Genomic DNA, 11,784 nt, shown 5'->3' with positions numbered 1-11,784 from the left:
TAAACAAGTAACAGATTTTGTCTGTATATTGCCAGTTCGGGATTAAGCCAGCATGATAAGTAACAGATATTGGGTTAAAGCTTGGTGGAGTTAGTATGCAGAGAAAATCACTCCGGTATTGGATGCCGGGTTTGACCCAATTAATGGCTTATGAACGTGACTGGCTCAAGCCAGATGTGAGAGCTGGGTTATCGGTGGCCGCAGTGGCATTGCCCATTGCTATCGCCTATGCGGAATTGACTGGCGTCAGCGCTGCGGTCGGATTGTATTCGTGTATTTTGCCGATGATTGCCTACGCATTTTTTGGCTCCTCACGGCAACTGATTGTCGGGCCTGATGCGGCGACCTGTGCGGTTATCGCTGCGGTGGTTGCGCCGTTGGCAGCGGGGAACAGCGAGGTTCACTGGCAACTGACAATCATGATGACACTGATGATGGGGACATGGTGTCTGGTGGCCAGCCGCTTTAAGCTCGGGGCATTAGCTGATTTATTATCGCGACCTATACTCACCGGCCTACTTAACGGGGTGGCGATCACCATTATTGTGGATCAGTTGGGTAAAGTATTTGGTTTTATGACCCGCCCACCTCAATTGATTGAGCGAGTGCTGGCTCTGCCACATAATTTAATTAATAGTCATTTACCCACGGTTGCCATTTCATTACTGACTTTTGTCGTGTTGTACGGTGTTAAGTGGTTACGGCCCAACTGGCCTGCGCCATTGTTAGCCATTGTCATCGCGACCTTTGTCTCTTGGTCTGCCAATATGCAGCAGTTTGGTGTCGCGGTGGTTGGCGGATTTGACGGTGGTTTGCCGATGGTGCATTGGCCTGATTTCCAACCGGGCTTGTTGCGTGACATGGTGATCCCGGCACTCAACCTGGCGGTGGTCAGTTTTGTCAGTATGATGCTTACCGCCCGCAGTTTTGCCGCCAAGAATGGTTACGAAGTGGATGCAGATGTTGAGCTGCGCGCGCTCGGTATCACCAATATTGTCTCCGCGCTCTCGCAGGGTTTTGCTATCAGTGGGGCGAGTACCCGAACCGCAGTGAATGATGCCAATAATGGTAAGAGCCAACTGGTATCGATTATTGCCGCGTTGGTTATTGCGATGGTGTTGCTATTTTTAACTCGCCCGCTGCAATTTATCCCCATCGCCGCGCTGGGTGTGGTGCTGATTTATGCCGCCTGGTCTTTGCTCGGATTCAGAAGTTTATGGCAGTTACGTAAACGTAATACGCAGGCTTTCTATCTGGCGACTTTTACTTTCGTCAGCGTGGTATTGGTCGGCGTGATTAGTGGCATTGGTTTGGCGGTATTGTTGGGGTTATTACAATTCTTGCGCACCGTTTTCCGCCCGACAGAGCAGTTATTGGGGGTGAATGCCGATGGCATGATCCATTCAATGCGCAGTGGTAATGGCATCAAACCTGTACCCGGCGTGATGATTTACCGTTTTAACTCGCCACTGACGTATTTCAACGTCGCCTATTTTAAACGGCGCATTCTGAATTTGGTCGACAGTACGCCACATCCGGCTAATTGGGTGGTGATTGATGCGGTTGCCAGTTTTACCTATGCGGATATCAGTGTGTTGGCGGCGATTGATGAGCTTAAGCGCGATCTGAAGCAGCGTAATATTAAGCTGATATTAGCCGGGCGACGCACTGAATTGACGCGCTGGTTCCGGATTAATAAGTTGAAAAGCCATGATGATGATCTGGTTTTGGTGCCCGATCTCTATTTAGCCCTCAAGCTGATTCAGAGTAAACAGCGAGTGGCAGAGAGACAAGAGTCGGAAGTTGAGCCGGAAATCAGTACAACAGCAAATGTATTGAATCCTGAATAACAAAAAGGGCCGTAATGGCCCTTGGTTGTTTTATCGGTACCGACGTTTACGCAGTAACGTCGGTTGGGCGCAATAACATATATAAGCGGAACAGATACACCAGCAATAATGCAGAAACGAGATTACTCAGCGCGCTTAAAACCACACTGGCAATAGGTGTCGGCAATGCGCTCAGGTGATTGACCAAATATAACAAAATCAGTTTGGCTGCTATCCACAACATCATCGCTGGAATAATCAACCGAACATTGGCAAAGGCCAACTTAACACTGGTTTTCATTGCGGCGAAAACCCCCATCTTTTCCGTGCTCACGATAATCGGTGACAGCGAAAGTGCCACAGCAATAATGATACCCGGCACGATAAACAGGGTTATTCCCAACTGAATTAACAGCGTACCAATGAACATCAGCAGCAGTAAGCGGGGTAAAATAGGCAGTGAAATACCAATTGCCTGCAACGCGCTAACACGACGGCCTTGAGAAACCATAGAAATCAGTGTCAGCATGCCACCGACTAATAAAACATTACCCACTAATGCGGAGAAGGTGGCCGCCGCAGACACTTTGAGCAGAATAATCTGTTGCTCAGGTGTGAGTTGTGCCACCAACTCTGTAATGCTGAGATTCCCTGACGACGCAAAATCACTTTCTGTGGAACTTAAAATACTCAGTTGTTCAGTATCAGGGATAAAGGCCTGATTCAGCATGACGGTAATGAACGCAGTCAGTAGTGCCAGTAACAGAATGGCGGCCAGTTGATTACGTAAAAAGTTAAAACTGTCACGGTATAAAGTGTTAGCCGTGATAGGCATGAAAGCTCCTTGGGATCGAAAAAATAGCGCTTAGCCGATGATTATACCTTGTTATGGTGCACTGTGGGATCCCGTCATTGGCCAACGGCTGATTTCTTCTAATCTAATTACCTCGATGTTATCAACAGGTAACGGTGGCAAGCCGTAATGGGCGCGGGCGCGGTCACAATAGGGATTGTGAATACCAGCTTCTCCTGACTGCTCAAATTCATGACAGGGAGGTGGGCGGTCGTCGTAGATTGAACAAGAAACAGACTGGCCGACCTCGCCCTGGAGGGCAATGCAGCGGGAAGATTTGCCATTAGTGCCGGACATGCAGCTAATAAACGGGGTGACCTGCTCGGTCATGGCAGAGGGAACTGTACCGCCGCCATCTTTGGCCTCCGACCAATAAAATGAGACTCGAAAATAGGCACAGCAGGCACCACAACTGACACACGGATTAATTTCAGCGCTCATCTTGAATCTACTGCTCCTTACAAAGTAAACAGCCAACCGATCACGATTTCACACATACAACATCCAAGCATAGCAGCATGACAACTGTTGTCTTTTTCAGCAATGGCCGTAAGCACTATTTGGTGTAAACGGCCATTTATGATCCAGATCAATTTCAATATTATTAAGGAATTAAATAACCCTACTTAAATTAGGATTTATTTAAATTGTTACTAAAGATGTGATCTCGATTGGATCATGAATACTCATTTGTGGGTATATTCTGTCCGCGAATGTACCTACAAATGGAATGGATAATGAAAAAAGTCACTTTGGCAATATTAGCCGTAGCAACTCTGGCATCGACTGCGGTAAGTGCGCATCAAGCAGGCGATTATATTTTCCGGGCAGGGACGGCAACGGTCAGACCCAATGCCGGGTCTGATGATGTATTAGGTTATGGTTCCTTCAAAGCAGATAACAATACTCAGTTGGGCCTGACTTTCAGTTATCTGGTTACCGATAATATTGGGGTGGAATTGCTGGCAGCTACGCCTTTCCGTCATAAAATAGGCCTTGGGCCGACCGGTGACATCGCTGAAGTTAAGCAGCTGCCTCCGACATTGATGGCGCAATATTATTTCCGCGATAAACAAGACAAACTGCGCCCGTATTTGGGGATTGGCCTGAACTACACCACTTTCTTTGATGAGAAATTCAACAACACCGGTGCTTCTGCCGGATTGACGGATTTAAGTGTAAAAGATTCTTGGGGTGTGGCGGGTCAGGCGGGGCTGGATTACATGGTTAGCGAAAACTGGATGGTGAATATGTCTGTCTGGTGGATGAATATCGAAACTGACGTGAAATTCAAAGCCAATGGCCAGGAGCAAAGTATTCATACCCGCCTTGATCCTTGGGTGTTTATGTTTGGCGCCGGTTATCGTTTCTAATTATCCTTCGTCCTTGGCGTTACAGCGGTGTTAGCTGCTCTCACTTACCGGAATCACTGACTGGAGTCAGCTCATCGGGATGCGTTTGCTGGCTGCCTTGCTGTCACACCAATGACTTTGGCTAATATCTTAATTGCAGGGGGGCCTGCAAAGGAGGCGCAGAAATGCGCCTCCGAGCATAAAATTACCGAATTAGCATTTGATCACTCACAGATTTTACCCCAGGTACGCTTCGGGTAATCTGTACTGCACGGTTAGCATCCTGACGTGAGCTAACAAAACCACTCAACTGAACCCGCCCTTTGAAGGTCTCAACACTGATTTCAGTCGATTTTAGATTCTTCTCACCTAACAGCGCTGATTTCACTTTAGTCGTGACCACAGTGTCATCCAGATAACCCCCGGTTCCTTCTGATTTTGCTGTAGGAGCGCAGGCGGATATTGCCATCGCCATAATCACTGCAACGCATAAAGCTGAAATGGTTTTGAAAATCTTCATAAATGACTCTCCATGTTTATCAATGCTATAGGGCGTATTGGATAAACCAATAGTTCAAAGTGCTATTAACGCATATTTCACTTAGGTGCGCTGACACCTACCGCATCCTAAATGTAAAGAAATGCTTAGTGTGTTACACATTATTAGTATTGGTTATGAATGGCTTTAATTCAAATTTTCAGCAGATAGATCGGGAGAAAGGTATTGAAAATAAGGAAGATAGCGCCTGAATCTGATGTGTCATCAGGCGCACTGGGGAAACTAGCTGCGGGTGGCTGCTTTCATATTGGTCACGAAGTTGGCCAATTGCGCGAGCATTTCTGCGGGCTGTGAGACATTGTTTTCAATGATTTTTACAATAGCAGAACCTGAAATGGCACCTGCTGCCCCAGCCGCCAGACTGATTTTTACCTGCTCAGGTTCTGAGATACCAAAACCTTGTAGAGCTGGAGCCGCATTGTATTCACGCAGTTTATCTATCAAATGATTCAATGGCAGTTGTCCGTGATTCTCAGCCCCCGTCACCCCCGCGCGGGAGAGCAACGTGACATTATAAATTACACACCCCAAACAAAAAAGGGACTCACATTAGTGAGCCACTTTTTTATTATCTGCAACGATTCATTCGACGTTCTGCTACCCTAATGACTATTTTGTAGCAAACAAAGCTAATGATAGTGCAACTAATAAGCAGTGCGACACCAACAAAACCTTCAACATCATATTCGCCAAAAAAGTTAGCAGCCGCATTCCAAAAGTCATACTCTCGTTGCGTAACTGGTGTTGAGGGTCTTAATACTATGAAAGACAAAACAAACAAAGCTATTGTAATTAAAATTCTAATTCCCAATGGGACACTTCTTCGTTCCATTTAAAATCACCTCGATATGTCCATATGTCACCAGCCCATTAGCTAATGTTTCCTTGCGAGTGGAAAGCAAAGCCTGACGGATTGTTAGGAAATCAGATCGGTGTTGCAATGTTATACAGCCTAACGAAATCCCCATTGGGCCAGCAGGGTGCAAACGGAAATTTCCACGTTCAACACTATTGATCCATGTCGTATCGTTAACATTGCCATCATCACGAAACAGAGCAAACCACTCAGCCTTTAAAACAGGGGTTGGCGTAAACCATGAGTAGAAATCATGAAGGTCTGTTCTGATAACCCCTTTCCAGCCACCTGTTGGGCGGCTAACAATGTGATATCGCCCTTGCGGTATAGGGCCAACATTTGGAACATCAACACAACCAGTATGGTTACGATAATCTGCCTTGCCACTATATGCCATGAATGTTCCTACGCCAAAAATCGACAGAGGGCTATAATCGGCATTATTAACTACGAATTGTCCTTGTATCGTCATTGCACCATCATCCTTATATATGCAGAGTAATTATATCACGCTTCATCGATAGATATGTTCGGGCATTAATCCGATTTTTTTATATCCATAAATATTGCATAGGAGAGCCACTACGAGGATCCATACTATAGATATACCTATCTCTCAGATATTAAATCTAATACGGCATAATGGCTTATACGTTACTATTGGCATAATTAAATCTACAGGTAATATGGCGTATTACTTAGTAGTACGTATAGAAGAACGTATTAAGTAGGAGTTAGCAGTAGGTTTTTAACTAAAGCTGAAATGAATGATGGATACACAGAAACAGCCGCACCAGATCAGTTAAGTGAAATGATGCGGATTTTTGAAGAAGAGATAGCTATTACTACTAAACCTTTTTTGAGAGTGGTGTAGGTTTTTTGTCATGATTAAAAATCTGATCGTATGTTAATTTAGTAAAACTATCTAATAAAAATGACGAACTATCTATATAAGACATTACTTCTTTAGATCTTAATTGTATGATTAGAAAATCTTCTTTTTTATGTTTGCTATTAGTGATGTTGCTAGATAGGATTATTATCCTTCTTATTCTTGGAGCTATTGAATCCATCTTTTTTTCAATTGCATTGAAATGATTCCTACAGATTAAATTGATACCCCAATGCTTAAATGTATTCTCATAAACCTTTATTGAAAGGCTTACATTAAAATACTCATTTATATATTCATTTAATTCTTTATTGAGATGTATATCATCGTTGAATTCTTCAAATTTTGCTTTTCTCAATAAGTCACAGATATAGTAAATTTTAGCTATAGATAGGTTGTAATGTATCATTTCATCTAAAAATTCTTCTGTTCGTTTAAATGCTTTTTCATTAACTTTAGAGTTTAACCATTTATTAACTTTAAATGCTGACCATAAAGCAAGTAAGAAAGTACACATAGCAGTTAATGCCGCTAAAGCTGGTGCAGTTATTCTTGTTGGATCTTTATAGAGAACCCATAGCAAAACTACTGTTACCATTACACCAAAGAAAAAGAACAGTATATGAGAAAGATAAAATTTTAATTTTTTCATTCTTATTAGGACTTTACCAGAGTTTATATTACGGAGGATATTACTATGGAATCATTTAGGGAACAACTAAGAATAGGCGTTTTGACAGTGGTAACTACTACTTCAAACATTAAGAATAAAATCCAAAAGAAAGGATTTAATGCTAACTACACTATAGATAGTAGTGGATACTGCGATTTTCCAATTCCAGAAGATAACTATTTCCTTCTAAAATACAGCAGGAACGATTCTAAGCGTGTTAATAATGTAGCCATGTGATTATCAGGTTTCAATCAATCGTGGCTATACGGGGCTTACAGGGGCTTAAAAGCTAATGTCCTTGCACGTTTCGGTAGTGGTAGGATAGTATGCAAAATCAAAATTATCTTATGAAAACAAAAAGATGAAAAAGAAAGGATTGATTGCTTTATCTATCGTTATGTTTGCTGTGTTAGTTGGTCAGTTCATTTATACTATCTACAATAATACTTTTGAACCTGGTAGTTATACGGATTGGATATCTGCTTTTTGTAATATCATAATGGCTGGGGCTACAGTAGTTGCAGTATTAGTGGCTAAAAACTACGTAGCACAGTTTACGGCACAGGAAGGTTACAAGATAGCTATTGAGTTGGTTAATGATGTTTTTCCTAAACATGAAGGATTAAAAACGGTAGTTCCGTTATGTAATACGGCATTAACTATAGTTAATAAGGTTATTGAACAAGAAAGTGTATCTGGAAAAGAAATGTTTACTTTAAAAAGCATTTTAAGTGAGTGCAGTAGCATGTCAGAAAATGCAAATTCAGTTTATATAGAGGTAAGTAAACTTCTATTCAAAACTAAAACCTATGGGTTGCATCCATCGCATGAGCGAGAGTATTACTTTTATAATTTTATCAACAATATTGAAATAGCTAACTTTGAATTGAAAGAATTAGTTAATGAATTAAAATCGATTATTAAAAACACAGATGAATTTAATATGTGTAGACATAATGGTGTTGCCAGGAAAGATGGTGTGAATTTTTATGATCGTGATATGGCAATGGATAATATTAAGGGTAACTCGCTTAGTTCTCTATTAGGTAGATTCAATGCGACAGTTAAACAGATGTCTAGTAGTCATAAGAATTTTATTGGTAAAGATAATACTATTACCGAGTTATTTAAAGTAAAAGGCTTACTATTTTGATACTACTGATTCAGTAGTTTATATTTAATAATATAAAATAATAAGGCTAGAAATAAAACGGATATTCCGATTTTTCACATCATCTATGGTCTTAACCTACTGAAATGTATCTTCAACTTGCTACTGAATAGTGGCTTTAATTCAAATTTTCAGCAGATAGATCGGGAAAAAGGTATTGAAAATAAGGAAGATAGCGCCTGAATCTGATGTGTCATCAGGCGCACTGGGGAAACTAGCTGCGGGTGGCTGCTTTCATATTGGTCACGAAGTTGGCCAATTGCGCGAGCATTTCTGCGGGCTGTGAGACATTGTTTTCAATGATTTTTACAATAGCAGAACCTGAAATGGCACCTGCTGCCCCAGCCGCCAGACTGATTTTTACCTGCTCAGGTTCTGAGATACCAAAACCTTGTAGAGCTGGAGCCGCATTGTATTCACGCAGTTTATCTATCAAATGATTCAATGGCAGTTGTCCGTGATTCTCAGCCCCCGTCACACCCGCACGAGAGAGCAGGTAGGTATAGCCACGGCCATGAGAGGCTATTTCTCGTAATAAATCATCATCGGCATTAGGCGGGCAGATAAAGATCGGCGCAATTCCGTGGCGCAAGGCCGCAGTGCGGAACGGCAGTGACTCTTCAAATGGCACATCAGCAATCAGCACCGAGTCAACACCGACATCAGCGCAGCGCTGGTAGAAAGTATCTATTCCGTTATGGAATACCAGATTCGCATACATCAGCAACCCAATGGGAATGGTAGGGTGCTTTTTACGGATTTCTGCCAGCATCTCAAAACAGATACCTGGGGTAACCCCGGCGGCGAAAGCACGTAGCGCGGCGTTTTGAATCGTCGGGCCATCAGCCAATGGATCAGAGAAAGGAATGCCCAACTCCAAGGCATCTGCACCTGCGGCAATCAAGGTGTCGATAATTTCTAAGGAGAGAGCCGGTGTCGGGTCGCCGAGTTGCACGAAAGGAACAAATGCGCCTTCTTTTTTGGTAGCCAACTGTTTGAAAAGCTGTTGATAACGCTCCATTAAATTTCTCCCCGCGCTTTCAGAATATCGTGAACGGTGAAAATATCTTTATCACCCCGCCCGGACAAATTCACCACTAATATCTGTTCTTTTTCCGGCTCTGCTTTAATCATTTTCAGGGCATGGGCCAAGGCATGGGAAGACTCCAACGCCGGGATAATCCCTTCTTTGCATGACAGCGCTTTAAACGCATCTAGAGCTTCGTCATCAGTCACTGACACATAATCAGCGCGCCCGATGCTATTCAAATAAGCATGTTGTGGCCCGACAGATGGGAAGTCTAAACCGGCAGAAATTGAGTAAGATTCTTCAATTTGACCATCACTGGTTTGCATCATCGGTGATTTCATACCGAAGTAGATGCCGACTTTACCGTGTTTCAGCGGAGCACCATGTTGACCGGTTTCGATACCCAACCCAGCCGGTTCCACGCCAATCAGCCCTACACCCGGCTCATCGATAAAATCAGCAAACATGCCAATGGCGTTAGAACCGCCACCGATGCATGCCAGTACCGCATCGGGCAGGCGGCCTTCTCGGGCCAACAGTTGCGCTTTGGTTTCTTCGCCAATCATACGCTGGAATTCACGCACAATAGTGGGGTAAGGGTGCGGGCCTGCGGCAGTTCCCAGCATATAGTGGGCGGTTTCGTAGCTGCCAGACCAGTCACGCAGTGCTTCATTACACGCATCTTTCAGCGTTGATGAACCGCTGTGAACTGGGATAACTTCAGCCCCCATCAGGCGCATACGGAAAACGTTTGGCGACTGGCGCTCAATGTCTTTGGCACCCATATAGATGCGACATTTTAAGCCCAATAAGGCACAGGCTAATGCTGAAGCTACACCATGCTGACCCGCACCAGTTTCAGCAATGATTTCTGTTTTACCCATGCGTTTGGCTAATAAAGCCTGGCCTAAAACCTGATTAGTTTTGTGCGCGCCACCGTGTAACAGGTCTTCTCGTTTCAGATATAACTTGGTTTTAGTTCCCTCGGTCAGATTTTGACACAAGGTCAGGGCGGTTGGACGCCCGGCATAGTTCTTTAACAAATCCTGAAATTGCGCCTGAAATTCAGGATCCAGTTGTGCACTAACAAAAGCTTCTTCCAGTTGTTTCAATGCTGGCATCAGAATCTGGGGGACATACATTCCCCCGAATTCGCCAAAATAGGGATTCAATGTGGTCATTTTTCTATCCGTTAGTCGTTGATTTAATAAGCGCGTAATGTCTGGAACACGGCGGCAATCTTTTGGGGATCTTTCACTCCGGGGGTGCTTTCGACACCGGAATTGAGATCCAGACCCGCGCAACCCAGTTGGGCCGCAGCACTACAGTTATCAGCCCCAAGCCCACCTGCCAGCAGGACATTATCCAATGGCTGACTGGCTAATAATGACCAGTCAAAACTCTGGCCGGTGCCGCCGTTGCCATTATCCAAAACATAGCGTTCAACATGCTGTAGGCGACGAGCTGGCACGGTGTCAGTGACACTCAATGCCTTCCAAATTTGGCAACTGGCAGGCAATACTTCGCGCAGTTGGTTGATATAGCTTTGATCTTCATGCCCATGTAACTGCACGGCGCTTAGCGACAGCCGTTCAGCAGTTTGTTGTATGGTTTCGACTTTTGCATCACGGAATACGCCAACATATTTCAGCGGTGCACCACTGATAACGGTGCGGGCCTGCGCAATATCCACATAACGTGGCGAGTTGCCGACAAAAATCAAACCACCATAGACTGCCCCGGCCTGGTAAGCGGCAGCGGCATCTTGGGCGCGGGTCAGACCGCATACCTTATTTTCACCCAATAGCACGCGGCGCACCGCAGCATTCAGGTCAGCCTCAGACATCAATGCGCTGCCAATGAGGAAACCGTTGGCAAAGTGGCTGAGTTCGCGTACCTGCCGGTAGTTATTGATACCTGATTCGCTGATAACCGTCACGCCCTCGGGCAGGCGCGGTGCCAGTTCGCGAGTGCGATTAAGGTCGATAGACAAATCACGTAAGTCACGGTTATTGATACCAACGACTTTTGCCTCTAATGCAATAGCGCGATCCAGTTCCTCGGCGTTGCTTGCCTCGGTCAACACCCCCATGTTCAGGCTATGAGCCACGGCGGCCAGTTGGCGGTAAGTCTCATCATCAAGCACAGATAGCATCAGCAAAATAGCGTCAGCCTGATAAAAACGCGCCAGCTGAATTTGGTAAGCATCAATAATAAAATCTTTACACAATACGGGTTGAGTTACCGCCGCGCTGACTTGTGGCAAAAAGTCAAAATTGCCCTGAAAGTATTTTTCATCCGTCAGTACCGAGATAGCCGAGGCATAATTCTTATAAACAGCAGCAATCTCTGCTGGATTAAAATTATCGCGAATAACGCCTTTGGACGGCGATGCTTTCTTGCACTCCAGAATAAACACCGTTTTGTTGCCCTGTAGCGCCTGATAAAAGTCGCGCTGACTCAAGGTAATGTCATTTTGGAAACTGGCCAGAGGCTGTTGTAATTTCCGCGCGGCAACCCAGATTTCCTTATCGCGCACTATTTGGTGAAGTACGGTTTCCTGCATGAT

General features: G+C 44.3%; 11 protein-coding genes and 1 pseudogene. 3 read left to right on the top strand and 9 right to left on the bottom strand.

Going from position 1 to position 11,784, the window contains the following annotated elements; genetic code table 11:
- Nucleotides 1-95 precede the first annotated feature (95 nt).
- Entirely contained in the window at nt 96-1,850 is a 1,755-nt protein-coding gene (locus QSV56_RS08415) for a SulP family inorganic anion transporter (protein ID WP_301211922.1), read from the top strand.
- 46 nt (nt 1,851-1,896) lie between these two features.
- Here the strand turns inward: QSV56_RS08415 and QSV56_RS08410 are convergent, their stop codons facing one another.
- Both QSV56_RS08410 and QSV56_RS08405 read right to left on the bottom strand, forming a co-directional pair.
- Nucleotides 1,897-2,664: a YciC family protein gene (locus QSV56_RS08410; RefSeq protein ID WP_050123099.1), complete on the bottom strand. Its 768-nt coding sequence runs from the start codon at nt 2,662-2,664 to the stop codon at nt 1,897-1,899.
- Between the two features lie 51 nt (nt 2,665-2,715).
- Nucleotides 2,716-3,123, bottom strand: a complete 408-nt coding sequence (locus QSV56_RS08405; RefSeq protein ID WP_019079506.1) for a YkgJ family cysteine cluster protein — start codon at nt 3,121-3,123, stop codon at nt 2,716-2,718.
- 296 nt (nt 3,124-3,419) lie between these two features.
- Here QSV56_RS08405 and ompW point away from each other — a divergent pair, with 296 nt between their 5' ends.
- Complete coding sequence (gene ompW / locus QSV56_RS08400) at nt 3,420-4,055, top strand: outer membrane protein OmpW (RefSeq protein WP_005164191.1); 636 nt, start codon at nt 3,420-3,422, stop codon at nt 4,053-4,055.
- 184 nt (nt 4,056-4,239) lie between these two features.
- Here the strand turns inward: ompW and QSV56_RS08395 are convergent, their stop codons facing one another.
- The 4 genes and pseudogenes from QSV56_RS08395 to QSV56_RS08380 all read right to left on the bottom strand — a co-directional run bounded on the left by QSV56_RS08395 (nt 4,240) and on the right by QSV56_RS08380 (nt 6,993).
- Nucleotides 4,240-4,554 (bottom strand): BON domain-containing protein, encoded by a 315-nt coding sequence (locus QSV56_RS08395; RefSeq protein ID WP_005169331.1) that lies wholly within the window; start codon nt 4,552-4,554, stop codon nt 4,240-4,242.
- Between the two features lie 261 nt (nt 4,555-4,815).
- Nucleotides 4,816-5,097 (bottom strand): annotated as a pseudogene (locus QSV56_RS08390) (tryptophan synthase subunit alpha); the annotation flags it as partial.
- 296 nt (nt 5,098-5,393) lie between these two features.
- Nucleotides 5,394-5,921, bottom strand: a complete 528-nt coding sequence (locus QSV56_RS08385) for a DUF2778 domain-containing protein (RefSeq protein ID WP_050132371.1) — start codon at nt 5,919-5,921, stop codon at nt 5,394-5,396.
- Between the two features lie 376 nt (nt 5,922-6,297).
- A complete protein-coding gene (locus QSV56_RS08380) occupies nt 6,298-6,993 on the bottom strand; it encodes a hypothetical protein (RefSeq protein WP_050158843.1) in 696 nt (231 codons plus the stop codon).
- A gap of 382 nt (nt 6,994-7,375) precedes the next feature.
- Between QSV56_RS08380 and QSV56_RS08375 the strand changes: the two genes are divergently transcribed.
- Nucleotides 7,376-8,167, top strand: a complete 792-nt coding sequence (locus QSV56_RS08375) for a hypothetical protein (protein WP_046050884.1) — start codon at nt 7,376-7,378, stop codon at nt 8,165-8,167.
- A 232-nt stretch (nt 8,168-8,399) separates the two neighbouring features.
- Here the strand turns inward: QSV56_RS08375 and trpA are convergent, their stop codons facing one another.
- Genes trpA through trpCF form a run of 3 tightly spaced genes read right to left on the bottom strand, consistent with a single transcriptional unit; the run spans nt 8,400 to nt 11,781 of the window.
- A complete protein-coding gene (gene trpA, locus QSV56_RS08370; RefSeq protein ID WP_046050885.1) occupies nt 8,400-9,206 on the bottom strand; it encodes a tryptophan synthase subunit alpha in 807 nt (268 codons plus the stop codon).
- On the bottom strand, nt 9,206-10,396 hold the full coding sequence (gene trpB / locus QSV56_RS08365) for a tryptophan synthase subunit beta (protein ID WP_019083174.1): 1,191 nt from the start codon (nt 10,394-10,396) through the stop codon (nt 9,206-9,208). Before trpB ends, trpA begins: the two co-directional genes overlap by 1 nt.
- Nucleotides 10,397-10,419: 23 nt before the next feature.
- Nucleotides 10,420-11,781, bottom strand: coding sequence for a bifunctional indole-3-glycerol-phosphate synthase TrpC/phosphoribosylanthranilate isomerase TrpF (gene trpCF, locus QSV56_RS08360; RefSeq protein WP_050164538.1), 1,362 nt, complete (start codon nt 11,779-11,781; stop codon nt 10,420-10,422).
- Between the last annotated feature and the right edge of the window lie 3 nt (nt 11,782-11,784).

Origin of the sequence: Yersinia sp. 22-579 (genome assembly GCF_030433455.1) — a bacterium.
In the GTDB taxonomy this organism is placed as follows: Bacteria; Pseudomonadota; Gammaproteobacteria; order Enterobacterales; family Enterobacteriaceae; genus Yersinia; species Yersinia enterocolitica.
This window is presented reverse-complemented; position numbering and strand designations above follow the sequence as displayed.

What these genes read in the sequence shown, in the direction of transcription:
- QSV56_RS08415 (WP_301211922.1), top strand. Translation starts at nt 96, where the DNA reads ATGCAGAGAAAATCACTCCGGTATTGGATGCCGGGTTTGACCCAATTA.
- QSV56_RS08410 (WP_050123099.1), bottom strand. Translation starts at nt 2,664, where the DNA reads ATGCCTATCACGGCTAACACTTTATACCGTGACAGTTTTAACTTTTTA.
- QSV56_RS08405 (WP_019079506.1), bottom strand. Translation starts at nt 3,123, where the DNA reads ATGAGCGCTGAAATTAATCCGTGTGTCAGTTGTGGTGCCTGCTGTGCC.
- ompW (WP_005164191.1), top strand. Translation starts at nt 3,420, where the DNA reads ATGAAAAAAGTCACTTTGGCAATATTAGCCGTAGCAACTCTGGCATCG.
- QSV56_RS08395 (WP_005169331.1), bottom strand. Translation starts at nt 4,554, where the DNA reads ATGAAGATTTTCAAAACCATTTCAGCTTTATGCGTTGCAGTGATTATG.
- QSV56_RS08385 (WP_050132371.1), bottom strand. Translation starts at nt 5,921, where the DNA reads ATGACGATACAAGGACAATTCGTAGTTAATAATGCCGATTATAGCCCT.
- QSV56_RS08380 (WP_050158843.1), bottom strand. Translation starts at nt 6,993, where the DNA reads ATGAAAAAATTAAAATTTTATCTTTCTCATATACTGTTCTTTTTCTTT.
- QSV56_RS08375 (WP_046050884.1), top strand. Translation starts at nt 7,376, where the DNA reads ATGAAAAAGAAAGGATTGATTGCTTTATCTATCGTTATGTTTGCTGTG.
- trpA (WP_046050885.1), bottom strand. Translation starts at nt 9,206, where the DNA reads ATGGAGCGTTATCAACAGCTTTTCAAACAGTTGGCTACCAAAAAAGAA.
- trpB (WP_019083174.1), bottom strand. Translation starts at nt 10,396, where the DNA reads ATGACCACATTGAATCCCTATTTTGGCGAATTCGGGGGAATGTATGTC.
- trpCF (WP_050164538.1), bottom strand. Translation starts at nt 11,781, where the DNA reads ATGCAGGAAACCGTACTTCACCAAATAGTGCGCGATAAGGAAATCTGG.